At 62.1% G+C, this 23843-nt stretch carries 22 protein-coding genes and 1 pseudogene; 5 read left to right on the top strand and 18 right to left on the bottom strand.

Annotation, left to right across the window (positions count from 1 at the left end):
- Nucleotide 1 precedes the first annotated feature (1 nt).
- The 9 genes from ccoS to FJ956_RS08560 form a co-directional block, all read right to left on the bottom strand.
- Entirely contained in the window at nucleotides 2-178 is a 177-nt protein-coding gene (gene ccoS, locus FJ956_RS08600) for a cbb3-type cytochrome oxidase assembly protein CcoS (RefSeq protein ID WP_140679386.1), read from the bottom strand.
- On the bottom strand, nucleotides 175-2460 hold the full coding sequence (locus FJ956_RS08595; RefSeq protein ID WP_140679390.1) for a cation-translocating P-type ATPase: 2286 nt from the start codon (nucleotides 2458-2460) through the stop codon (nucleotides 175-177). The genes ccoS and FJ956_RS08595 overlap by 4 nt, the downstream gene beginning before the upstream one ends.
- A complete protein-coding gene (locus tag FJ956_RS08590) occupies nucleotides 2457-2972 on the bottom strand; it encodes a FixH family protein (protein WP_140679394.1) in 516 nt (171 codons plus the stop codon). Before FJ956_RS08590 ends, FJ956_RS08595 begins: the two co-directional genes overlap by 4 nt.
- Nucleotides 2969-4528: a cytochrome c oxidase accessory protein CcoG gene (gene ccoG, locus FJ956_RS08585; RefSeq protein WP_140679398.1), complete on the bottom strand. Its 1560-nt coding sequence runs from the start codon at nucleotides 4526-4528 to the stop codon at nucleotides 2969-2971. Before ccoG ends, FJ956_RS08590 begins: the two co-directional genes overlap by 4 nt.
- Nucleotides 4529-4695: 167 nt before the next feature.
- On the bottom strand, nucleotides 4696-5559 hold the full coding sequence (gene ccoP, locus FJ956_RS08580) for a cytochrome-c oxidase, cbb3-type subunit III (protein ID WP_140679400.1): 864 nt from the start codon (nucleotides 5557-5559) through the stop codon (nucleotides 4696-4698).
- 2 nt (nucleotides 5560-5561) lie between these two features.
- Nucleotides 5562-5711, bottom strand: a complete 150-nt coding sequence (locus FJ956_RS08575) for a cbb3-type cytochrome c oxidase subunit 3 (protein ID WP_140679402.1) — start codon at nucleotides 5709-5711, stop codon at nucleotides 5562-5564.
- 13 nt (nucleotides 5712-5724) lie between these two features.
- Complete coding sequence (gene ccoO, locus FJ956_RS08570) at nucleotides 5725-6456, bottom strand: cytochrome-c oxidase, cbb3-type subunit II (protein WP_140679404.1); 732 nt, start codon at nucleotides 6454-6456, stop codon at nucleotides 5725-5727.
- A gap of 10 nt (nucleotides 6457-6466) precedes the next feature.
- Entirely contained in the window at nucleotides 6467-8077 is a 1611-nt protein-coding gene (gene ccoN / locus FJ956_RS08565; RefSeq protein WP_140679407.1) for a cytochrome-c oxidase, cbb3-type subunit I, read from the bottom strand.
- 250 nt (nucleotides 8078-8327) lie between these two features.
- Nucleotides 8328-9041: a Crp/Fnr family transcriptional regulator gene (locus tag FJ956_RS08560; RefSeq protein WP_140679566.1), complete on the bottom strand. Its 714-nt coding sequence runs from the start codon at nucleotides 9039-9041 to the stop codon at nucleotides 8328-8330.
- A 107-nt stretch (nucleotides 9042-9148) separates the two neighbouring features.
- Here FJ956_RS08560 and hemN point away from each other — a divergent pair, with 107 nt between their 5' ends.
- Entirely contained in the window at nucleotides 9149-10528 is a 1380-nt protein-coding gene (hemN, locus tag FJ956_RS08555; RefSeq protein WP_140679409.1) for an oxygen-independent coproporphyrinogen III oxidase, read from the top strand.
- Between the two features lie 297 nt (nucleotides 10529-10825).
- Here the strand turns inward: hemN and FJ956_RS08545 are convergent, their stop codons facing one another.
- From FJ956_RS08545 to FJ956_RS08525, 5 genes are all read right to left on the bottom strand, one after another.
- Nucleotides 10826-11275, bottom strand: coding sequence for a group III truncated hemoglobin (locus FJ956_RS08545; protein WP_140679411.1), 450 nt, complete (start codon nucleotides 11273-11275; stop codon nucleotides 10826-10828).
- Nucleotides 11276-11293: 18 nt separating this feature from the next.
- Nucleotides 11294-12160, bottom strand: a complete 867-nt coding sequence (locus FJ956_RS08540; protein WP_140679413.1) for an SUMF1/EgtB/PvdO family nonheme iron enzyme — start codon at nucleotides 12158-12160, stop codon at nucleotides 11294-11296.
- 68 nt (nucleotides 12161-12228) lie between these two features.
- The gene (nirK, locus tag FJ956_RS08535; protein ID WP_140679415.1) at nucleotides 12229-13332 is read right to left on the bottom strand and encodes a copper-containing nitrite reductase; all 1104 of its coding nucleotides are present in this window, start codon (nucleotides 13330-13332) and stop codon (nucleotides 12229-12231) included.
- Between the two features lie 249 nt (nucleotides 13333-13581).
- On the bottom strand, nucleotides 13582-14028 hold the full coding sequence (locus FJ956_RS08530; protein WP_140679417.1) for a pseudoazurin: 447 nt from the start codon (nucleotides 14026-14028) through the stop codon (nucleotides 13582-13584).
- A 148-nt stretch (nucleotides 14029-14176) separates the two neighbouring features.
- Complete coding sequence (locus FJ956_RS08525) at nucleotides 14177-15376, bottom strand: NnrS family protein (protein WP_140679420.1); 1200 nt, start codon at nucleotides 15374-15376, stop codon at nucleotides 14177-14179.
- A 207-nt stretch (nucleotides 15377-15583) separates the two neighbouring features.
- On the opposite strand from FJ956_RS08525, the gene FJ956_RS08520 reads away from it, so the two are divergent.
- Nucleotides 15584-16288: a Crp/Fnr family transcriptional regulator gene (locus tag FJ956_RS08520; RefSeq protein ID WP_140679423.1), complete on the top strand. Its 705-nt coding sequence runs from the start codon at nucleotides 15584-15586 to the stop codon at nucleotides 16286-16288.
- Here FJ956_RS08520 and FJ956_RS08515 read toward each other — a convergent pair.
- Entirely contained in the window at nucleotides 16285-16497 is a 213-nt protein-coding gene (locus FJ956_RS08515) for a DUF1858 domain-containing protein (protein WP_140679425.1), read from the bottom strand. The genes FJ956_RS08520 and FJ956_RS08515 overlap by 4 nt on opposite strands.
- Before the next feature lie 264 nt (nucleotides 16498-16761).
- On the opposite strand from FJ956_RS08515, the gene FJ956_RS08510 reads away from it, so the two are divergent.
- Together FJ956_RS08510 and FJ956_RS08505 are read left to right on the top strand one after the other, a co-directional pair.
- A complete protein-coding gene (locus FJ956_RS08510) occupies nucleotides 16762-19143 on the top strand; it encodes a phosphoketolase family protein (RefSeq protein WP_140679428.1) in 2382 nt (793 codons plus the stop codon).
- Nucleotides 19144-19205: 62 nt separating this feature from the next.
- On the top strand, nucleotides 19206-20381 hold the full coding sequence (locus FJ956_RS08505; protein WP_140679430.1) for an acetate/propionate family kinase: 1176 nt from the start codon (nucleotides 19206-19208) through the stop codon (nucleotides 20379-20381).
- A 144-nt stretch (nucleotides 20382-20525) separates the two neighbouring features.
- Here FJ956_RS08505 and FJ956_RS08500 read toward each other — a convergent pair whose 3' ends face one another.
- Both FJ956_RS08500 and FJ956_RS08495 read right to left on the bottom strand, forming a co-directional pair.
- A complete protein-coding gene (locus FJ956_RS08500) occupies nucleotides 20526-21041 on the bottom strand; it encodes a GNAT family N-acetyltransferase (protein ID WP_140679434.1) in 516 nt (171 codons plus the stop codon).
- Nucleotides 21042-21088: 47 nt separating this feature from the next.
- Nucleotides 21089-21736 (bottom strand): helix-turn-helix domain-containing protein, encoded by a 648-nt coding sequence (locus FJ956_RS08495; RefSeq protein ID WP_140679436.1) that lies wholly within the window; start codon nucleotides 21734-21736, stop codon nucleotides 21089-21091.
- Between the two features lie 494 nt (nucleotides 21737-22230).
- On the opposite strand from FJ956_RS08495, the pseudogene FJ956_RS08490 reads away from it, so the two are divergent.
- Nucleotides 22231-23215, top strand: a pseudogene (locus FJ956_RS08490) (zinc-dependent alcohol dehydrogenase family protein).
- Between the two features lie 21 nt (nucleotides 23216-23236).
- Here the strand turns inward: FJ956_RS08490 and FJ956_RS08485 are convergent.
- Nucleotides 23237-23827, bottom strand: a complete 591-nt coding sequence (locus FJ956_RS08485; RefSeq protein ID WP_181170251.1) for an NAD(P)H-dependent oxidoreductase — start codon at nucleotides 23825-23827, stop codon at nucleotides 23237-23239.
- Between the last annotated feature and the right edge of the window lie 16 nt (nucleotides 23828-23843).

Below are 23843 nucleotides of genomic sequence, written 5' to 3'. Positions count from 1 at the left end.
TCTACGTCAGTTTGTCTCGCCGGCCTTCGATGTCTCGCTGATCAGGCTCGATCAAGATCCGCTCTGCGGCTCCATCGATATCCTCGTACTGGCCGCTGCGCAAAGCCCACAGGAAGCCGGACAAACCAAGCGCTCCCAGGAACAGGGCCACGGGAATGAGATAGACGAGCGTGGTCATGGACGGGCCGCGTCGATGACATCGGTGCGGCGTCGCGTAGGCGCAGCTTCAGGCGCCGCTTTCGCCATGCCCTGAAGACGCATCGCATTTGCAATGACGATCAGGGAAGAGGCGCTCATTGCGATCGCCGCGATGAGCGGCGTCACATGGCCCAGAACGGCGATCGGAACGGCAAAGGCGTTGTAGGCGATCGCAATGGCGATGTTCTGGCGAATGAGCCGGCCGGCCTTGCGCGAGACATCCATCGCCAGAGGGACCGCAAGCAGGCTTTCGCGCAGGAAGACGAAATCCGCGGCCTGACGGCCGATGTCGGCCGCGGTTGCGGGAGCCATCGAAACATGCGCTGCCCGCAATGCCGGCGTGTCGTTGAGGCCGTCGCCCACCATCAGCACCTTGTGTCCGGCGCGGATCAGCGCTTCGATCCACTCGACCTTCCCAGAGGGCAGCAGAGCCGGCACGAAACTTTCGATCCCCAATGATTTGGCAACCTCGCCACAGGCCTTCGCGGTGTCCCCGGACAGCATATCGACCGACACGCCGGCGTCCTTCAATTGCCGGATCGCTGCCGTGGCGTCCTGTCGAAGCGCGTCCTCGAAGGCGAAACACGCAACGATGTTTCCATTCTTCGAGAGCACCGTGCCGCCATAGCCGCCGAGTTTGCCTTCCCCGTCGGTGCGAGCCTTCCAGCCCGCCCATCCGCGCCTTCCGAGCCGCCACGTATACCCCTCGGTCACGGCTTCGACGCCGAAGCCCGGATGTTCTCTGACGGATTCGACAACGGGCTGGCCGGAATACCCTGCATAACTGGCGATTGCTCTCGAGAACGGATGGCGGGAATGAGCCGCCATGTCGGCCGCGATCGCAAGCATGGTCGGGTCGATCGAGGACGCATTCACCAGTTTTGGGCGCCCGAGCGTCAGCGTCCCGGTCTTGTCGAAGACAGCCGCGTCGATCGCCGCGAGGCGCTCCATGGCCGAACCGTCCTTGACCATGACGCCGGCCTCGAACAGGCGTCGGGCCGCAACGACCTGGACGATCGGCACCGCAAGGCCGAGCGCGCAGGGGCAGGTGATGATCAGCACGGCGATGGCAATGGTCATGGCGCGGTGCCAGTCGCCGGATGCGGTCATCCAGCCGAGAAAGGTGACTAAGGCCGCCAGATGGACCACGGGCGCGTAAAGTGCCGATACGCGGTCGGCAATCCGCCTGTAACGCGAGCGGCCACCTTCGGCGGCTTCCATCAGTCGAACCATTTCAGCCAGGAACGAATCCTTCGCGGCGGCGGTCGCCTGCATCGTCAGCGGGCCCGTCAGGTTGAGCGTACCGGCCTGCACGTGAGCGCCGGCCCCGACGGCCTTTGGCGCGCTCTCCCCAGAGACGATCGAGCAATCGAGATCGGAATTCCCGCTGACGATATCGCCGTCGACCGGTATGCGTTCTCCCGCCGCGATGAGCAGGCGCAGCCCGGGAACAAGTTCGGCGACGGGCACGTACTCGCGCGTGCCGTCATCCCTCAGGACAAGCGAACCCCGCGACGCGAGCCTCGAGAGACCGTTGACGGCCGTGCGCGCCCGCTCACGCATGACATGGTCGAGCGTGCGGCCGATCAGCAGGAAGAAGAGCAGCGACACCGATGCGTCGAAATAGGCGTGCTCGCCGTGGTTGATGGTCTCGTAGAGGCTCATCGTGTAGGCGAGCGAAACGCCCACCGTGATCGGCACGTCCATGTTCATCCGGCCATGGCGCAGCGCGTTCGCGGCAGAGCGGAAATAGATGCCGCCGGCGAAGGCGAGCGCCGGGATGGCGATCAGCGCGGACAGCCAGTGGAACAGATCGCGTGTCGCGCCCTCGGCGCCGGACCAGACCGATACCGAGAGCAGCATGATGTTGCCGGCAACGAAGCCGGCTACGGCAACGGCCCGGATCAACTCAGACAGGGTTCTGTCTTTCTCGTCTATTTGCGGGTCGAACAGGTGAGCCTGATAGCCGAGCCGACCGAGCACGGGAAAGAACGGCGGGATGCTGTCTCCATGCCAGCGAATCGACACACGTCTCGTCGACAAGTTGACGCGGGCGGACTCTATGTTCTCGACCTGGCCGAGCGCAGCCTCAATGGCTTGTATGCAGGCTCCGCAATGAACCGTCGGTACCGACAGGTCGGTCTGGTGAATGTCGCCGCCCAGAGAGCGGCTGGCCAGCTTGATCTCTTCGCTCGACGGCGGTGCGGACGCCGCGGCGGCGACCTCCAATGCCATTTCAGCCCCTGGCGCGCAGCAACTCATTGCAGGGCCCCGTTCGAGATCATGATGCGGCGAACGTCGCGAAACGGTGACGTAAGCCCGGCGTCTGCATCGATCTCCACGATCCAGACGCCATTCTTGGGCGTGTGCCGAACGGCAAACGCGCCCGTGTTCGCCGGCGTGCCGCCGGGCACCGCTGCAAGTGTCAGGGCTTCGTCCGCGGCCTCGTAGGCCGGGTGGCGGAACAGCACCTTGACGCCGCGCAGCGGCACCGGTTTGCCCCGGCTGTCGACAAGGCTGTAACGGACCTCGCCGGAAGCGACGGTCAGCTTGCCTGTCCAGCCAAGCGCCGCCTGCGCCCTTCCTTTCCTCGCCTCTTCGTTGAACTGCTGGCTGGCAACATAGGTGTTCTCGACGACGAGGCCGGTCCAACTCTTCCGGGCGAGCGTGGCCATGGTGACGTTGACCCCGATCACCACCGCGAAGAACGCCAGAATGGAGATCAACATATGCTTGCCGGTGAACTCGCGTGGCTTCCGCGTTTCGGCGCTCATCTGCTGTTCTCCGGGGCATTGAAAATGGCGGTATACTCGGCGGTTTCGGAACTTGCCTTATCGTCGATGCGGAATTCGAAACCCTGGGCAGGCTTCCTGATCTGATCGGCCGGTTGCCTGACGAAGATCTTGAGCGTCTTCAGCCGGTCGGGTTCGACCGGAATGGCGAACGAGCGACTTGCGGGCTGGTCGATGCCGACGATGCTCATCTCGCCGCCGTCGAGGCCTTCCAGCGTGACCTCGATGGTCCTCGGCTCGGGTATCATGTTGAGCAGCTTGACCGTATAGCCGTTCCGGATCGAGCCGTCCGAGAGCGTTACGAACTGCGGATTGCGATCATGCAGGACATTCAGTTCCAGCCGATCGCGCGTCAGCAGAGAATAGACGAGCGCCAGGCCGATTGCCGACCACACACCGAGATAGATGTAGGTGCGCAACCGGAAGATCTTGCCCAGATGGAAATGTGCCAGGCCATCGGCGAAGGCCCCACTCGGGGTTCTCACAACCGCCGGATTGACCGGGCCGGTGCCGCCGGAGGTGGCCATCGCCATGTTGGCGTTGTAGTCCGCCAGCGTCGCATAGGAAATCAACCCGCGGTCCCGGCCGAGCTTATCCATGACGCTGTCGCAGGCGTCGATGCACAGCGCGCAGGTGATGCATTCCAGTTGCTGGCCGTCGCGGATGTCGATCCCCATGGGACAGACGGCAACACAGGCGTTGCAGTCAACGCAGTCGCCAACCGACTGCCCGGCGGCGGAGGCCTTTTTGGCGTGGCGCGAACGCGGCTCGCCGCGCCAGTCGTTGTATGTGACGGTCAGCGAGTTTTCATCGAGCATGGCGGCCTGAATTCGCGGCCAGGGGCACATGTAGGTGCAAACCTGTTCGCGCATCAATCCGCCGAAGACATAGGTCGTGCCGGTCAGGACGGCGATCGTGATATAGGCCACGGCCGCCGCCGTGCCGGTGACGACTTCGCCGAGCAGTTTCGGCGCGTCGGCGAAGTAGAAAATCCAGGCGCCGCCCGTGGCCACGGCGATAACGAGCCAGACGGCATGCTTGGTTATGCGCAGGAACAGCTTGCGAGCGCTCCAGGGAGCGCCGTCCAGCTTCATGCGGGCATTGCGATCGCCTTCGATCGCCCGTTCCACGACAAGGAACAGATCGACCCAGACGGTCTGCGGGCAGGTGTATCCGCACCAGGCTCGCCCGACCGTCGATGTGATCAGGAAAAGACCGACGCCCGCCATCATCAGGAGGCCGGCGACGTAGTAGAATTCCTGCGGCCAGATCTCGATGAAGAAGAAATAGAAACGGTGGTTGGCCAGATCGACGAGAACGGCCTGGTCGGGAGCGAAGGGGCCCCTATCCCAACGCAGCCAGGGAGTCAGGTAGTAGATGCCGAGTGTGATCGCCATCACCAGCCATTTGAACTGGCGGAAACGGCCGGAGGCCCGTTTTGGAAAGATCTTCTTGCGCGCGGCATAAAGTGGCGACCGCGTCTTTGCGGAGTTGACCGCTTCGGCATCGAGCCGTTCTACCTGCGCCTGATCCAGCACGACGATCTCCAATCGCGGCCAACGACGCCGCCTTTCTCCAGCAGTCTTGCATCGCTCGCGCGCGGCGCGTTGATGCAGGTCAAATTGAATCGGCAAAAGCAAGTCGAGGCCCGGCATGGCCGGGCCTCGTCGCTTGAGCGGCTGAGGGCCGAGAATAGGCCCCGCTCCTATTCTCCGCCGCCAAGCGAATGGACATAGACAGCCAGTTCCTTGACCGTCGTCTCGCCGAGACGACCGACCCAGGCAGGCATCACCCCGTTCTTCGGGTCTCGCACCTGAGAAGCAATCGCTGCCTCGCCGGAACCGTGGAGCCAGATCGCATCCGTCAGATCGGGTGCTCCGAGGTCCCTGTTGCCCTTCGCGTTCTCGCCATGGCAGGCCGCGCAATTGTCCGCGAAAACCTTGGCGCCGGGCTCGATCAGGCTCATGTCCCGCACCGGCCCTGAAAGGCTGGCTACAAAAGCGCTGACCTGAGCGATCTGATCCAGCTTGAGCACATCGGCAAAGGCAGGCATCTCCGACTGGCGAGTATCCGCGTCCGGGGCGAAACGAATGCCGTGCGTGACCGTCTGCTGGATCTGCTCCGTCTTGCCACCCCAGAGCCAATCGTCGTCGTTGAGGTTCGGAAAGTCCGTCGATCCTTGCGCGCCGGAGCCGTGGCACTGCACGCAGTTGACCTTGAATGCCGCGCCGCCAGCCGCGACGGCGAACTCGCGCAAAGTGTCGTCAGCAGCAATTTCCGAAACGGTTTTGGACTGTATCGCCGCGACATATTTGGCCTTGGCGGCCTCAGCCGCGGCCATTTCGTTCTTGACGTCGTTGCGGCTGGAAAAGCCCAGGGCGCCCTTGGTGGCGGAACTCAGCATCGGCCAGGCGGGGTAGGCAATCGTGTAGGCCAGCGCCCAGGCGATGGTGACGTAGAAGGTAATCACCCACCAGCGTGGCAGGGGATTGTTAAGCTCCGTGATCCCGTCCCACTCATGGCCGGTCGTCGTCACGCCCGAGATTTCGTCGACATGCTCGCTGCTCATGATCAATCGTCCTTAAGAGGAATGTGCGCGGCGTGGTCGGCATGCGCCTTGCCACCGGGACGAAGCGCGAAAGCAATGCAGCCTACAAAGAACAGGGCCATCGCAAGCAGACCCCAGCTGTCGGCAAACTCCCGCATCAAATTGTATTCCATCGGTCTGTGCTCCTCAGCGGTAGCCGGCGGCTTCGTCGTAGTTCTTGAAATCGACCAGCGTGCCGAGCATCTGGAGGTAAGCCACCAGGGCGTCCATCTCGGTGACCTGTTGCGGGTTGCCGTCGAAGTCGCCGACCTTGGCCTTCGGGTATCTCTTTTCCAGGCCTGACGTGTCGGCATTGGGATCGGCCTGCGCCATCAGATCCGCATTGGCATTGGCGATCATGTCATCGGAGTAGGGGACACCGACGCGCCGGTTGGCGACGAGATGCGTCGAGAAGTCCTTCACCTCGATCGGCGTGTCCTTCAGGAACGCGTAGCTCGGCATGATCGACTCGGGCACGACGGATCGCGGATCGGCAAGGTGCTGGACGTGCCAGCTGTTGGAGTAGCGGTCGCCGACGCGAGCGAGATCCGGCCCCGTTCGCTTGGATCCCCACTGGAACGGGTGATCGTACATCGACTCGGCCGCCAGGCTGTAGTGGCCGTAGCGTTCCACCTCGTCCCGGAACGGTCTGATCATCTGGCTGTGGCAGAGATAGCATCCCTCGCGCACATAGATATTTCGGCCGGCGAGCTCGAGCGGCGAGTAGGGCCGCATGCCCTCGACCTTCTCGATCGTATTGTCGAGATAGAAGAGCGGCGCGATCTCGACGATACCACCGACGGTCACGACCAGCAGGGATCCGACAAGAAGCAGCGTGGCGTTCTTCTCGATCAGCGCGTGTCTATCCATCAAGCCCATGTCTGGCTCCTTATTCGGCAGGCTGGAAGGCGGGGGCGGAACCCGGCAAAGGCTGCTCTTTGCGCTGGTAGCCACGAATGGTCATGGTGACGTTCCAGGCCATGATCAGCATGCCGGCGAGGTACATGGCGCCGCCGGCTGCGCGCATGACGTAGTAGGGATGCATGGCGGCGACGGTCTCGGCAAAGGAGTAGACGAGGAAACCCTGCTCGTCGTACTCGCGCCACATCAGGCCCTGCATGATGCCCGAGACCCACATAACCGCCGCGTAGACGACGATGCCGAGCGTCGCCAGCCAGAAGTGCCAGGTGACGAGCCGCAGCGAATAGAGCCGTTCGCGGTTCCAAAGCTTGGGCACCATGTAGTAAATTGCGCCGAAGGTGATGAGGCCGACCCAGCCGAGCGCGCCCGAATGGACGTGGCCGATTGTCCAATCCGTGTAGTGCGACAGCGAGTTGACGGTCTTGATCGACATCATCGGGCCTTCGAAGGTCGACATGCCGTAGAAGGCGATGGCCGCAACCATCATGCGGACGATCGGATCCGTCCGGATCTTGTCCCAGGCGCCGGAGAGCGTCATGAGGCCGTTGATCATTCCGCCCCAAGACGGCATCCACAGCATGATCGAGAACACCATGCCGAGCGTCTGCGCCCAGTCGGGCAGGGCGGTGTAGTGGAGGTGATGCGGCCCCGCCCAGATGTAAAGAAAGATCAGAGCCCAGAAGTGGATGATCGACAGGCGGTAGGAATAGACCGGCCGGTTCACCTGCTTGGGCACGAAGTAATACATCATCCCCAGGAAGCCTGCGGTCAGGAAGAAGCCGACCGCGTTGTGCCCGTACCACCACTGCGTCAGCGCATCCTGGACGCCCGAGAAGGCGGAATAGCTTTTGGAGCCAAGGAACGAGGCGGGCATCGACAGGTTGTTGACCACATGCAGCATCGCGATGGTGACGATGAAGGAAAGGTAGAACCAGTTGGCAACGTAGATGTGCGGTTCCTTGCGCTTCAAAATGGTGCCAAGGAAAAGGATCAGGTACCCGACCCAGACGATCGTCAGCCAGATGTCGACATACCATTCCGGCTCGGCGTATTCGCGGCTCTCGGTGATGCCGAGCAGGTATCCGGTCGCGGCCATGACGATGAAAAGCTGATATCCCCAGAAGACGAACCAGGCGAGATTGCCGCCGAAGAGGCGTGCCCGGCAGGTGCGTTGGACGACGTAAAGCGAGGTGCAAATCAGCGCGTTGCCGCCAAAGGCAAAGACGACGCCGGAGGTGTGCAGCGGGCGTAGACGGCCGAAATTGAACCAGGGCGGGATGTTAAGATCGGGGAAGGCGAGCTGAAGCGCGATAACGACGCCGACCAGCATGCCGACGACACCCCAGAACACCGTCGCGATGGCCCCGTAGCGGATCGGACCATCCATGTAGGCGGAGGGGTCGATCGGCGCCGCGGGCTTAAAATCCGAATTGCGCAGCAAGATCGCGGTGAAGCCAGCCACCGCGAAGAACAAAACCCACATATGCTGGCGAAAAGGTTCATCCACGCCGAAACCGGCGGCCACAAGGGCACCAAAAGCAAACAGGCTTAAAAGGACGATCTCCGTGCCAAATTTCATCGCAAGTCCCCGATCTCGTCTCGAAAGTTCCGGCGCAAATGCCCGCTCGCGGCACCATTTCGGGATTCTCCGTTCCCTGGCCTTGATCCAGGTCAAACTTTGAAGAGCTTTTGTTTTGGGAAGGGTTGCAACGACCGCTGGAGCACTGCTTCGGCAGTGAAGTGAACAGGCGGGAAGCGCTGATGAAACGATCTGAGGCCGAAGTCAGCGGCTCCGGAAGGTCAAAGCCGGATGACGGTTCGACGGCGGCTTAGTCGCCGCAGCGTTCCTCGAGCTGAGCTATGCTCGCGAGGGTGATGTTTCGCTTGTTTACGATCCGGATCACGCCGTCCACTCGCAGCCTGGAGAATTCCCGGCTTACCGTCTCGATCGTCAGCCCAAGAAAATCGGCGATCTCCGCTCGTGTCAGCGGCAGATCGAAGCTGACAGGGTCTGCCGGATATTTGGAAGCGTCGATGTTTCCGGCGAACATAAGAAGGAAGCTTGCGACCTTTTCGGAGGCGGTCTTGCGCCCCAGTGCCGCCATCCAGTCGCGCGCTTCGTCAAGTTCGTTCAGCGCGCGCATCAACAGCAGGCGTCCAAGTCTCGGCACTTCGTCGGCCATTTGATCGACGATCGCTCCTGGAAACGAGCATAGCGCCACATTCGTCAAGGCTTCGGCCTTGATCGGCCTTTTCGCGTCGAACGGCCTGCCCAGAAAATCGGGCGCGAAATGGAAACCGACGATCTGCTGACGACCATCCGAGAGATTTCTCGTGAGCTTGACCACTCCGGACAACAGGTTCGAGTAGGTTCCGTCCTCGGGCAGTTCCGTCCCCGCCAAAATCTCGTGCCTGAAGGAGGCTTTGGCCAAATCGGCAAGTTGGCGGGCGTTGAGCGCACCGCATAATCCGGTCCGTCGCGCTTCGCAGGGTTTGCAAATCGCGGGAACTTCAGCCCGTTGAGCATTCTGTCTGCCGGCCATCGCGACGCCCGTGGTCAAATAGGGACGGCAATTTGCGCCGGTTTTGGCTTGGGTCGCCTTGATCGAAATCAAGGTTTTGCCTGTGCCGTGCAGGTAGTTTGACCGTCATGACCGCTCCCGCCGCCATCATCCTGCCCCCGCACCCAACTCCGGCCATAGGCCTCGGCGACAATGTGCCGCGTTACACGAGTTATCCGACTGCGCCGCACTTTCATCCGGGGATCGACGCGGTGATTGTTCGCGGATGGATGGATGCGCTTGAAGGCGATGACGAGATATCGCTCTATCTGCATATCCCCTATTGCGACCGGTTATGCTGGTTCTGTGCCTGCCATACCAAGCAGACGCGTCACTATGCGCCCGTGGCCACATTCCTCCGCTCACTGCACAAGGAGATCGAAACGGTCGGCCGCCTTGTGAGTGGCCGGGGCAGGGTCCGCGCCGTTCATTTCGGGGGCGGTTCCCCGACGATGCTGAAGCCCGACGATATCCTCATGCTTGGAAAAGCGTTGCGTGAACGGTTCGATTTCCTCGACGGCGCCAGCCTCAGCGTCGAGATCGACCCGAACGACATGGACGACGAGCGGCTCGATGCCTTCGCCGCGATCGGCATGACCAGGGCGAGCCTCGGTGTCCAGGACTTCGATCCCAAGGTGCAGAAGGCAATCAATCGCGAACAAAGTTTCGCGCTGACCAAGAGCATTGTCGATGCGGTGCGCGCGCGGGGTGTTCACTCTGTCAACCTGGACCTGCTCTATGGGCTCCCGCATCAGACCTGTGAGAGCGTTGCGGCGACCGTCACGCAGGCTCTGACGCTGGTGCCGGACCGATTGGCCTTGTTCGGTTATGCGCATGTTCCGTGGTTCAAGAAGCACCAAACGATGATCGACGAAGCATGGTTGCCCGGCTCCGCCGCACGCCTGGCACAGTCGCGGCGTGCCGCTCAACTGATCGTCGATGCAGGCTACGAGGCATTGGGGCTGGATCATTTCGCAAAACCGCAGGATGCGCTGGCGGTTGCAGCGCGTGCCGGCAGGATCCGCCGCAACTTCCAGGGCTATACCGAGGATCAGTGCGAAACCCTGATCGGTCTGGGTCCCTCCTCGATCAGCCGGTTCCGCCAGGGTCATGCACAAAACATCGTTGCCACCGGCGAGTACGAAAAGGCCGTGGATTCCGGCCGGCTGGCGATAGCGCGGGGGATCGAGTTCAGTCTCGATGATCTGGCGCGAGGCTGGGTCATCGAGCGCCTGATGTGCAACTTCGCCTTTTCGGCGATGGAACTTGTCGAACGCTTTGGAGTGGCGGGGCAAACGGTGCTGTGCGAAGCAAGTCGGTTGGCTATCGGCGGTGCCGGCCAACACCTTCGGCTCGACGGCGAAAATTTCACCGTGCCGGAGGAAAGCCGTCCGCTCGTCAGGGCGGTGGCGGCCAAGTTCGACAAATATCTCAACAATGGAACCGGCAGGCACTCGCTGGCGGTTTGAGGCCGGAGTCGCGGATCAGAAGTGCTCGCCGATCCGGAAGGGACCGACACGGGTGCCGGCCGCGATAAGGTAGGCGGTCGACCACCCGGCTGCGCCGCCCGTGCATGCGAAAGAACGCAACGAGCCGTGCCATCGTGTGAGTGACGGCGATAAGGCCGAACGTGTGGATCAGGACCGTCAGGCTGATGACGATCGTGCCGACGAAAAGGTTAAGGATCATTCGAGGACACTACGGCCCGAAGCACCCTGTTCCTTGCGCCAGATCAAACCGCCCGGTCCGGCTGTCCTGGAGACGCCTTACTGGCCGCCCGCGGCCGCGGTACGGTCAAGGCGAAAGAACATGGCGAGCTTCAGGCTCGCGGCGATCCGTTCCGCTCGCTCGACAAACACAGCCGCGGTTGCGGGTTCGAAGAGCTCTGCAGCAGTTTCGCCAAAGAGTACCAGCCAAATATCGAAGTCGGACTCGGTGACGTCCTTGAGCTTCACATGAGCCGGCACTGGCCGGCCATGGTAGTCGCCGCTCTTCAAGATGACGGAGCACCAGAAGTCCGTCATCTTCTCCAGATGGTGTTCCCAATCACCGACGATCTCGCGGGAAAAGATGGGTCCGAGGCGCTCGTCGCTTCTAACCCTGGCATAGAATTCGCGAACCAACTCGCCTATCGATGCCCGGTCGACACCAGGCTGCGCCAAGGGCTGTTCGGCGGCAGGGCGGATCCTGTCAAGCAGGACCGATTTCGAAGTCATCTACATTCCTCTTGTGAATCAGGTCAGGCCAAGCCGGCGAAGGGCGGCCTGCAGGAAGCCGCCGCGCTCATGGACCAGGCGAAACCCGAGATTGTCCGGTGGCGTGCCCACCGCGCAGCCGCCGCTTTTGCCGTCGCGGATGAAATTCGACATGTAGGTCCGGTGGAAACCCTCCACAACGTGCACGCCGCAGTTACTGAGCGAACTGGCAACGCCGTCGCTGGTCATCGTCACATGGGCGTAGCATGTCGATGTCCATTCCCAGACATTGCCTGCAATATCCGCAACACCTTTTGAGTTGGTTCCAAACTCACCGAGAGGCCGCGGTTCCGGATCCGCCTTGCGGCCGAGCGCGGCCTCATTGCGGTATTGGGCGAGCCATCGCCTCGCCGGATCCGCCGGATCGCCGTCGCCCCCTTCGATATCGGCCCGAAATCGCTCGCCGGCGCCATAGGCCCATTCCACGTCGGTGGCCAGCCGCCAGGTTTCCCCCGTTTTCGCCGACAGCCAATTCGCGTAAGCCTGCGCATCGAGGAAGCTGACGCCCGTCACCGGAACATTGCCGACGAGACGCGAGTCGGCGGGTTTGCAGGCGCCGTCCGAAACGCAACGGTCGTAATCCGACGCGGTCACCTGGAACTTCATGATTTCCAGAGGCGTGTCGATGGTTTCCTTCGCCACGGGCGCAGGCACGGGATGGTTATCCCGGAGGAACTCTCCAGGCTGCGGATGTTCGAATGATCCGGGAGTCAGCGCTACCAGCTCTGCCGTGGCAGTTGGAACCCGGGATCGCGAGGGCGTCCCATCGATCGCGTGGCTGACGCCGAAACCGATGAGGGCGGCGGCCGCGATCGTTCCAAATGTGAAGACAGGATCGAAGGACATGTCCGAAATCCGCTTGGCGGTGCGACCCGCCGACGGTGCCGGCGGGTCGTGGGAGATCGCCCTCCCGGTTATGAGGCAATCGCCTTGGGAGCCTCGACCTGCATCATGAGATCGTCGTCCCATTTCCCGTCCACCGTGAAGTGCGCGGTGGCGCCGAGTTCGACCGCCTCGATCAGATTGTGATTGACGTAGGCGTAGACGCCCGGCTGCCGGAAGGTATAGAGCGCCGAGCCCGCCGAACCGCCGCGAATGAACCAGGTTTCCATATCCTTGGCGGGCGGGTTCGCGAACTTGCCGCCTTCCCAGACGAAGTCGCCGTGGCCGCCGATCAGGTGCGGACGGGTATCGCGATTGGCCTGCGAGTGGACGATCAGCACCGTTTCCCCAACCTTGGCCTTCATCGCGTTTTCGCCGGTCAGCGATCCGGCCTTGCCGTTGAAAACGACATGCGTCGGTATCAGCCCGCGCATCACCTTCACGGTGTCGTCGTAGTTGTCGCCGGCCGAGTCGTACTTCTTGAATTTTCCCTGCTCGTCGCGCGGGATGTAGAAGTCGTTCTCGCCGATATAGTAGATGCGGTCGTAGCGGACGGGCTTGCCCTTCTCGTCCTTCAGACCGTCACGCGGCAGGACCATCACCGCACCGCTCATCCCCGACACGACATGCCACGGGATCATCGCGCCGCCAGGGGCGCAATGGTAGACGAATGTGCCCGACCTGGTCGCCTTGAAGCGTAATGTCACCTGCTCGCCCGGGTTGATCAGCGTCAGCGCGCCGCCACCGAGCCCGCCGGTCGCCGCATGGAAATCGATATTGTGGGCGAGCGTATTGGTATCGGGATTGATCAGCGTGAGCTCGAGATAGTCGCCCTCGTGCACGACCATCAGGGGGCCTGGGATGGAGCCATTGTAGGTCATGGCGTTGAGCTGCGTGCCGTCGGCGTCGATGACCAGCGGCTTCTCCTCGATCGTCATGGTGAACTCGACGACCTTGGGACCACCCTTGGCCACCTGGTCGTGAGCGTGCACGAACGGCGGCGCGACAAGGGTCACCTTTTCGCGCGGCAGCCCAGCCACATCCTTCGCTGCGGCCATTACCGGCGTCGAGCCGATGGTGGCGACGGCGGCGGCAGTCAGAACAGAACCCAGCAAAGCTTCGCGTCTCGTAAGCATTCTTCATCTCCTCGACTTCAACGGTTTCGATGAAGCCAGGATAGCGTCTTCACGCCGCGCTTCTTTGCGTTTGCGCAAATCTGAATAATTGAATTTTCGACTTTGGAGGCGATTGTCGGTACCGGGATAGTCGTTGCATCGACGTACCCAATCTCAAGATGAAAATGGCCGGGTCAGACCTCCCCCCAGGTCTGCCCGGCCAATGCTTCCGGTTCGCCACCGCCGGAGGCAGTCCCACATGCTGTCGGATCAGTTCGAAGCGGCTTTGGTCGCCTCGGCGAACAGCTCGGCGAAGACCGGCTTTGCCTTGCCGATCTGCTTGACAGCCTCTGCCGCGTCCAGGTTGATCGGCTTGCCGACGACGATCAGCGCCACCATGCCCATGCCATAGTGGGGAGCGCACTTCACGCCATAAACACCTTCCTTGGTGAGGGTGACCGTGATCTCCTCGCTCGGCTTGCCCTTGAAGGCTTCGGCGCCGTCCGGAATCATGCCCTTGATGATCTCGGCGTTGTGGGTCTTGTCGGTCGGCACGAACTTGATGGTGTCGCCAGGCGCCGCCCGAACGAAGTCGGGCTGGAAGACCATCGCGCCCTTTTCACCCTTGTTCAGCATCTGGACGACATGTTCTTCGGCATTTGCAGCGCCGGCAATTGAGAGCAACGCGATCGCCGCGGCAATGAGGGGCAGTTTCATTGGAATAGTCCTTTCTTTCGTTCACCACGGCATCAACCGTTGCGCCCTTGTAGATCGTCGGACGACCTGGCGATTTGCGCTGGCGCAAATTGATCGACGAAAATGAGGGGTGCGGGAGCAAAAAAACGGGCACGTCTCCCGCCAAACGTCATGCGCCGCTCTTACCGCGCGTTCGAAGGCGTGGCCGCATCAGCATTCCACCGAAGTGTACGGCGTAGCCGACGAAAGCGGCAACCCAGAGCCCCGCCGACATATGCAGTAGAAAAGCTACGTCGGGAGCCATGGCGGCAGCAACGCGCAGAACGGCGGCGATGACGACCGCAGCAAAGATCGCCCGTGTTCCAGCATCCGCCGCCAGCTCACGGCCCGTATGGCCGAGGCAAGCGCGAGTCATGACGGCCAGGGTCATGCAGGCCACCGCTCCCACGGCCAACGCGTGAATGCCGGCCGCCACCGGAACCACTTTCGGCGCGAGCGCGGCCAGTCCGGCAAGCAGCAGGCCCAACGGCACAAAGGCGAATGCAACGTGCAGAATCAGCACCAACGGGTCGGCCAGTGTCCGGTCGCCGGCCCAACGGGCGAGCCGAACGGCGTTGAACATTGCTCCAGCAATCAGCAACGCGCCGGTGGCAGCGTTTTCGGGAAGGAATGTCCACGCGGCGAGGCCGGAGGCGGACAGCGCGATCGTCCAAACATCAAATCTGCTGAATGATGCGGGAAGCCGGCCGGGCCTCTCGCGGACCAGCCAATTGCGTGTGAAACTGGGGATGATCCGCCCGCCGATAATCATGATGAGGACGACAACGGCCCCAAGACCCAAGCGGCGGCTGATGTCGGAGACGCCTTGGTAGTGCGCCTCGGCATGAAACATGACATTCGCCGCAAAAAGGACCGTGACAGGCAGGAGGACCTTGAGATTTCGCCAGTTTCGGCCGGCGACGATTTCCGTTGCCGCGGCAGCGATCACCGCAAGAAGAAACGAGCAGTCTATGGCCGCGCTCAAGAACCAGCCTGTTTCCGTGGAAAAGAACACTGCCGCGCGACCTGCGATCCAGAGCAGCACCAGCATCAGCAAGCGGACATCCTGAACGGGAAGGCGTCCAGTCCAGTTTGGGATCGCAGTGAGCAGGAAGCCTGTCACGACCGCAGTCAGGTAGCCAAAAAGCAGTTCGTGGATGTGCCAGTCCACAGGCGGGAACAGGCTAAGGGTTTGAAGCCTGCCGTAATAGAGGGGCAGCCACATAAGGATGGCAGCGGCGGCTTGCAGCGACGCCAGCAGGAAGAAAGGTCGGAAGCCGTAGGAGAGTATCGCCGGATAGGCGCTTGGCCGCGTCCGCGGTATTGCCATGATATTACCTCTTTGAAATCCGGGCAAAGGTGCCCATGCGAATCTTCTATCCAGGCCCGAGGGAGAGGCATTTGCCTTAGCGCAAACAAGAGAGCGATTGGCTGGCGGCAGCGACACAAGGCTTCCCTTGCGGATAGCTTGTACCTCGTGACACAGTCTGGTCCGCGACTTGGGGAGCTGCGCGGTAGAATTGGGGAGGGAAGGCAGTTGGCAAGCCTTGATCGGTCGTTGATTGCCGGGCTGTCCGTCTTCGAGGGGATCGCTGCGGCGGACCTCGATCGCATAGTCAGTCAGGCGAGATCCGTTCGCATTGCCAAGGATCAGCCGGTGTTCGAGCAGGAACAGGAGGCGCATTCTTTCTTCGTGCTGCTCGACGGCCACGTGCGCGTGGTGAAATCGACTCCGGATGGGCATGAGGTGACCGTGCGTTACATAAGCCCGGGCGAGTTGATGGGGATCGCCAGCGCGCTGGGCCGGACGACGTATCCGGCAAATGCCGTCGCTGCCGCCGATTGCGTGGTGCTTGCCTGGCCAAGCCAACTCTGGCCCACATTCGCTGCGAGCTTCCCGAGTTTCAGCGCCAATACCTACAAGGTAGTGGGAACTCGTTTGCAAGATGCCCATACGCGGGTCATCGAGATGTCCACCGAGCAGGTGGAACAGCGCGTCGCGCATGCGTTGCTCAAGCTGATCAAGCAGTCGGGAAAGAAGACTAGCGAAGGAATTCTAATCGACTTCCCGATTTCACGTCAGGACGTCGCGGAAATAACGGGCACCACGCTTCACACGGTCAGCCGGTTGCTTTCTGCCTGGGAAGACCAGGGGCTCGTCAAGAGCGGGCGGCAGAGGGTCGTCGTGGTCGAGCCGCATAAGCTTCTCGTCATCGCTGAAGCCCGCGCGGCAAAGAGCTAGGCCATGTCACTTTCGATGGCCGCCTCCAGATCGCGGCGAAGCTGATCTTCGTCCAGCTCATGCTCTCGCGCTGCTTCCGAGACGGTGTGAAAGGAAGCGATCGGGCAGCCGACGCACAGCATTCCGTGCTGGAGAACGACACGGATTGCCGCCGGCGTCTCCCGCATGATCCCGTCCATCGTCGCGTCATCGTTCAGTTTGCGTTTCATGCCGATTGTCCGCTTTTGGATGCAACAGTCTGTCTGAACCTGCCGACGCGTTCGTTGCTCTGAGACAAAGACGGCGCTGTCTTGCGACGGAACCGCGCTTTGTGGTCGCTCTCGACCGGCATTGCGATGGATCAAAGCTCGATCGGTTTTCGCCGGGTAAATCAAAATCGCCCATTGTTGACACCGACCAGCCATGAACCGGTGGCGGCCTTTAAGCGTTCAGCTTTAGCCGCTTGGGTTTGGAACCAGCGAAGGAGTCGGAAAATGACCGAGCGTCCCAGCGCCAATCGCCTGTCCGAACAGGAACTGCACGACATCGATGCCTACTGGCGCGTCGCCAACTACCTGACCATCGGGCAGATCTATCTGCTCGACAATCCGCTGCTTCGCGAGCCGCTTCGGCTGGAGCACGTCAAGCCCAGGCTGCTTGGTCACTGGGGGACATCGCCGGGTCTCAGCTTCATCTATGCGCATCTCAACCGCGCAATTAGACGACGCGATGCCAACGTCATCTATGTCTGCGGTCCCGGCCATGGCGGACCGGCCATGGTTGCCAACACCTATCTCGAAGGCACCTACAGCGAGATCAATCCGGATATCTCGTTGGACGAAGCAGGAATGAAGAAGCTCTTCCGTCAGTTCTCGTTTCCGGGCGGCATCCCAAGCCATGCCGCTCCCGACGTGCCCGGCTCGATCCACGAAGGCGGCGAGCTTGGCTACGCGCTCTCGCATGCCTATGGCGCGGCCTTTGACAACCCGGACCTTGTCGTCGCCTGCGTGGTTGGCGACGGCGAGGCCGAAACCGGACCGCTCGCCACCTCCTGGCACTCCAACAAGTTCCTCAACCCGGTGCTTGACGGCGCGGTGCTGCCGATCCTGCATCTCAACGGCTACAAGATCGCCAATCCCACCATTCTGGCCCGCATCCCCGAGGAAGAGCTGCGTGCGCTGTTCGTCGGTTACGGCTACGAGCCGCTGTTCGTCGAGGGCGGCGATCCGGCCTCGATGCATGAGCGGATGGCGGTCGTGCTCGACGATGCGCTCGACCGCATCAGGGCGATCCAGGACGCCGTCCGCGGCGGCGCAAGGACGGCGCGGTGTCGGCCGAAATGGCCGATGATCGTGCTGCGAAGCCCGAAGGGCTGGACCGGTCCCAAGGAGGTCGACGGACTGAAGACCGAGGGTTTCTGGCGTGCCCACCAGGTTCCGCTCTCCGGCCTGGCCGAAAATCCCGCTCACCTGAGGATGCTTGAGGAATGGATGAGAAGCTACCGGCCCGAAGAGCTCTTCGATGCCGCCGGCGCGCCCGTGGCCACGGTACGCGCCACCGCGCCAAAAGGTGAAAGGCGCATGAGCGCCAACCCGCATGCCAATGGCGGCCTGTTGCGCCGGCCTCTCGAGCTGCCCGGCCTGGATGAGCACGCCGTCCCAGTTGAACGCCCCGGGGGCGTCAAGGCGGAATCGACCCGTGTAATGGGCAGTTTCCTGCGTGACGTCATGGTATTGAATCAAAGCACCAAGAACTTCCGCATCGTCGGTCCCGACGAGACCGCGTCGAACCGGCTGCAGGATGTCTTCGAGGTGACGGAGCGTGCCTGGATGGAAGAGATCCTCCCGGAGGACGTCCATCTGGCGCGCGAGGGCAGGGTCCTGGAGATTCTGTCCGAGCATACCTGCCAGGGCTGGCTGGAAGGATACCTGCTCACTGGGCGCCACGGCTTCTTTTCCTGCTATGAGGCCTTCACGCACATCGTCGATTCCATGTTCAACCAACATGCGAAATGGCTGGATGCCTGCCGCAAGCTCGCCTGGCGGCGACCGATCGCGTCGTTGAACTATCTGTTGTCAAGCCATGTCTGGCAGCAGGAGCACAATGGCTTCAGCCATCAGGATCCAGGTTTCATCGACGTGGCGTTGAACAAGAAGGCGGATGTCGTGCGCGTCTACCTGCCGGCGGATGCGAACAGCCTGCTTTGCGTGACCGACCATGTGCTGCAGACATGGAACCGCATCAACGTCATCGTCGCCGGCAAAGCTAATTCCTGGCAGTGGCTGTCCATCGACGAGGCGAAAGTCCACTGCAACGCGGGCATCGGCATATGGGGTTGGGCGTCGACCGACGGCGGAGCCGAGCCGGATGTGGTGATGGCCTGCGCCGGCGACGTGCCGACGCTCGAGACGCTCGCTGCCGTTCAAATTCTGAAGCGCGACATTCCCGACCTCAGGGTCCGGGTGGTGAACATCGTCGATCTGATGACCCTGCAGCCAAAGGAACATCATCCGCACGGCCTGTCGGATCGCGAATTCGACGCGTTGTTCACCAGAGACAAGCCCGTCATCTTTGCCTATCACGGCTATCCATGGACCATCCATCGCCTGACCTACCGGCGGACCAATCACGACAACATCCACGTGCGCGGCTACAATGAGGAAGGGACCACGACGACGCCGTTCGACATGACCGTGCTCAATGGGCTCGACCGCTATCATCTGGTGCTCGGCGTGCTCGACCGCATTCCAGAGGCGACCGGTGCGCATATCCGGCTGAAACAGGCCATGGAAGGCAAGCTGATCGAGCACCGGGCCTATATCCGCGAGCACGGGCAGGACATGCCCGAGATACTCAGTTGGAAATGGGAGGGGTAGTCGATGGCGAAGAGCCTGGCTGACAGGATCCGGCCCGCAAAAGTGGCAGGAACCACTCGGCCATGACGGATGTCATTCTTGTCCTTAATGGCGGCTCATCGAGCCTGAAGTTCGCCGCCTTTCAAGGGCGAGACGAGCTTCATCTGCTGGTGCGTGGCAGCGTCTCGTCAATCGGCGAGCGGCCTCGGCTCCACGTCGCGCCCACGGCAACGACGCCGCCGTTCGACAGGAGTTTTGGCGAGCAAGCGATTTCCGTCGGCAAGGCATTCGAAGCCGTTATGTCCTATCTGGCGGACCGCGGCCTGTTGCGCCGAGTGAGCAAGGTCGGGCATCGCATCGTCCATGGCGGTCGGGAGTTCGCCCGTGCAACGCTGCTTGACCAGGGAACGCTCGATGCCCTGCGCAAGCTTGAGCCGCTCGCTCCGATTCATCAGGCGATCAACCTGGAGCTCGTCGAGCTGGCCGGCCGCCTTCTGCCCGACGCCATTCAGGTCGGCTGCTTCGACACCGCCTTTCACGCCACGCAGCCTGAGATCGCGAGACTGTATGGCCTGCCGCATGAGATGTCGGAGCAGGGCATCGTCTCCTATGGGTTCCACGGGCTCTCCTACAGCCATATCGCCAACGAGCTCCACAGGCGTTACGGCGCTGGCGCGGGTGGCCGCGCCATTGTCGCCCATCTTGGCAGCGGTGCGAGCCTGTGCGCGATGAAGGCAGGGGTTAGCCGCGCCACCACCATGGGTTTCTCGACGCTCGACGGCCTTGTCATGAGCACACGTTGCGGCGCGATCGATCCCGGCGTCCTGCTGCATCTCCTGCAGGACCGGAAGCTGTCGCCCGACGAACTGAGTGACTTGCTTTACGAGAAATCCGGTCTGCTCGGAGTATCCGGCGTCTCTGGGAACATGCAGACGCTACTGGCGTCGAAGGACCCGGCGGCAATGCGCGCTGTCGATCTGTTCGTCTATCGGGTTGGGCGCGAAATCGGATCTCTTGCGGCTGCGCTGGGTGGGCTCGACACGCTGGTGTTCACAGCGGGCATCGGCGAGCATGCGCCCCTGATCCGGCGACGGATATGCGAGGCTGCCGCATGGCTGGGCGTCGCCATGGACGATGGCTTGAATCGCAGCGGCGAAGATTTTGTGAGTGCCGCGAATTCGCCTGTCGATGTGCTTGTCATTCCGGCCGACGAAGAACGCGCGGTGGCGACAGAACTGCTCAGCGTCGAAACGATTTGAACGACACAATCGCCCGCCTGTTGGCGGAACGCCCCTCTCAATTGAGGTGGATGGTCAATCCCTCGGGGGCAGCCATTTGCCGGCCCGCTACGGGCCTCCACGACCTGGTGGCGGGCTCCCATAGGGCTTAGAAATGGCAAGGTCTTAATTCGCCAACTTGGCGCCGAGCTTCCGCTGGACCAGGACGAGCGTCGGATCGTCGGGATCCGTCGCGACAGTGAAGCCCATCTCGCGCTCAAGCTCGATCGCCGCGCGGTTTTCGCGGCTCTCGATCGACTCGACCGTCTCGATGCCATGATCGTCTGCGTAATGCCCGATGTAGCCGAGAAATTCCCAGCCGACGCCGAGATGCTTGCGATCCTCGCGGATGCAGATGGCGACCTCGCCGCGCCGGTCGGCCGGATCGGCGGCCAGGGTCGCCACCGCGATCAGCATTCCGTCGGTCGAAAAGGCCAGAAAATTATGGATGTGCGGATCGTCGGAACGGGTCATCGCCACCAGGCGCTCATGCGACACCTCCCGAACGGCGCCGAGGAAACGGAAGCGCAGATCCTCCGGCGTTACATGCTTGAAGAACTCCGCGACAAGCGGCTCGTCGTCAGGGCGTGCGCGACGCACTTCGAAGCGAAATCCGCTATGGGTTGCAAGCGTGGTTTTCATTGTCGTCCCTTTCAGGATCGAGGAGCGGGCGATTGGCCCGAATGGCCTCATTCCCCCATCGCCAGCAGTGTCTCGCGCTTGAGAATTTCAATGCTGCGCAGGCTGAGCAGGCGGATCACGCCTTTCTCTTTCAGGCGGGTGAAAACCCGCGAGACGGTTTCGATCGTGAGGCCGAGATAGTCGCCGATATCGTTGCGCGACATAGGCAGTTCCACCTGCCGCAAGCCGCCCTGGCGCTCCGACATTTCGACGAGGAATGCCGCGACGCGCTCGATGGCGTTCTGGCGGCCAAGCACCAGGAGATGTTCCTGCGCCCGGGTCAAGCCTTTGAGGGCGAGAGGCAGCAGCTGGCGGGATATGTCCATGCCCGATGGAGTGCGATAGACCCGGACCCCGGTTGCGTTGATCGCTTCGGCGAAGAAGTGATGGTTGGCGTCGGCCTCGAAGCCGAATGTCTCTCCCGCCAGATGGAACGCGCTGATCTGTCTGCGGCCGTCGGCGAGCAGGCGATAGATGCGCACTGCGCCGAATTCGACCTGGTAGAGAGCGCTTGCCTTTTCACCCTGGGCATAGATCTCGGCGCCTGCCGGGAAGAAGCTGACCGGCTGTACCATCGCTCCTTCGAAGAAGGGCGAGGAATCCCGCTGCGGCAGATAAGACGGCAGTTCGATCTTGGCGGAAGCTTGAGCGTACATGGCTATGGTCCCGGTGAATTTGTGACAACAGCAATCGCGCAAATCCCGCCACGCCGAAATTAGGTTATGTCCCTACGGGAAACTACGTAGGGCCGTCCCGAAATCATTAGATCGAGCAGGTCTCACGGGCGAGGCTTTCGCTCTATGCGATTGACCGCGATCAAGGCCCGGATGAATTGGCTCGGCGATCATTCGGCCGAACCAATCATAAACCTAGGGTGTCTGAACATGACTTCCGACATGATCGAAATCTGGGCTGGGATACTTGGCCTCGCCTACCTTGCCGCAGCAGGCCTTTATCTCGCAATGCCTTCCGCGGGGAAGCGCAACGACGCTTCGGTGGACTACGGTCTTGGCCGTCATGCACGGCCACACCCGGTCAAGGTCAGGCACTCGCGCTAGGAACGGATGCCGGACCGGCGCGTTTCCATTCCCGTTGCCGAGTGGAAGCCGGTCTGTTCCGGTCGATCTTCCGAGAAAACCGGGGAAGCGTGATGAAGGCAATGGTGCTGGAAAAGCCCCGGCATGGCCTTGAACCCTGTCGATCACCCGGATCCCTTGCCGGGAGCGGGCGAGATCAGGCTCAAGGTGGAGGCATGCGCAGTCTGCCGCACGGATCTGCATGTCGTGGACGGCGACCTGCCGCAGCCAAAGCTGCCGCTCGTGCCGGGTCATGAAATCGTCGGCATCGTCGATCTGGTCGGAGCGGGCGTGTCGCGGTCCCTGCTTGGGCAGAGGGTGGGCGTCCCTTGGCTCGGACACACATGCGGCCACTGTCCCTGTTGCATGTCCGGTGCCGAAAACCTCTGCGACCAGCCGCTCTTCACCGGCTACACGCGCGACGGCGGCTTCGCGAGTCATGTGGTTGCCGACGAGCATTTCGCTTTCGAGCTCGATGCCGCCGCGGATCCGGTGTCGCTGGCGCCGCTCCTGTGCGCGGGACTGATCGGCTGGCGCTGCCTCAAGAAGGCCGGCGACGGCCGCCGACTGGGCATCTACGGCTTCGGCGCTGCCGCGCATATCGTCACGCAAGTAGCGGTCTGGCAGGGACGTCAAATCTTCGCCTTCACGCGGCCTAGCGATGCTCAGGCACAAAAATTCGCGCAATCGTTGGGCGTTGTCTGGGCAGGATCTTCCGACGAACGCCCCGTCGCCGAGCTCGACGCGGCGATCATTTTCGCCCCGGTCGGCGACCTGGTGCCAGCGGCGTTGCAGGCTGTACGCAAAGGCGGCCGCGTGGTTTGCGGCGGTATCCATATGAGCGACATCCCGTCGATGCGCTACCGACTTCTCTGGGAAGAAAGAGAGTTGGTGTCAGTCGCCAATCTTACCCGCCGTGATGCGGAGGAGTTCTTTCCGATAGCGAACCGCGCTCGGGTGCGCACGCACACAAAGGTCTATCCGCTTGAGCAGGCCGACCAGGCGCTGGACGATTTGCGGATGGGCAGGCTGAGCGGAGCCGCGGTCCTGCGGCCATGACGTCCCGGCAGACTAGATGAGCTAGATCGCGCGTTCGCCCAGCTGTTGCATCTGTTTGAGCCAACCCGCCCGTTTCGCCTCGCTGGCGTTCGCGATCGCACCGAACAAGGTCTCCTTCACCGGCCTGATGCCGACAAAGTTGAGAATGCCGCGGCGCATGCCGGCTATCCCGTGGCTGAGGAACCAGATCCGGTAGACGGTCGTGGGCATTCCCATCGTCACGACCAACCGGGCCGAGCGGCCGCGCAGCAGGGATTTGGCGAAACCTTCGCCTTTGGCGGGGTAGGCGAACGCCGTTCCCGGTCGCATCACCTGCTCGAGGAAAGCCTTCAGCATGGCCGGCACTGTGCCCAGCCAAAGCGGGAAGACAAAGACGAAATGCTCCGCCCAGACGACCGCCTCAGCAGCTTCCTTGAGACTGTCGGGGATCGCTCCATGCTCGAACTCCTGCATTGTCCGAAGCAGCGGAATGTCCAGCAAGGCCAGATCGATCTTGCGCACGATATGGCCAGCGCGTTCAGCGCCGCCGGCGTATGCGGAGGCCAAGGCGCGGCAGAGCCGCTCCGGGGACGGATCGGGGTGGCCGATGACAATGAGGATACGGCGAGGCACCACTTGTTTCCTACCA

This window comes from Mesorhizobium sp. B2-4-3 (assembly GCF_006442815.1).
In the GTDB taxonomy this organism is placed as follows: Bacteria; Pseudomonadota; Alphaproteobacteria; order Rhizobiales; family Rhizobiaceae; genus Mesorhizobium.
The sequence above is the reverse complement of the archived record's forward strand: the minus strand, read 5'-3'. Positions and strand labels throughout refer to the sequence as shown.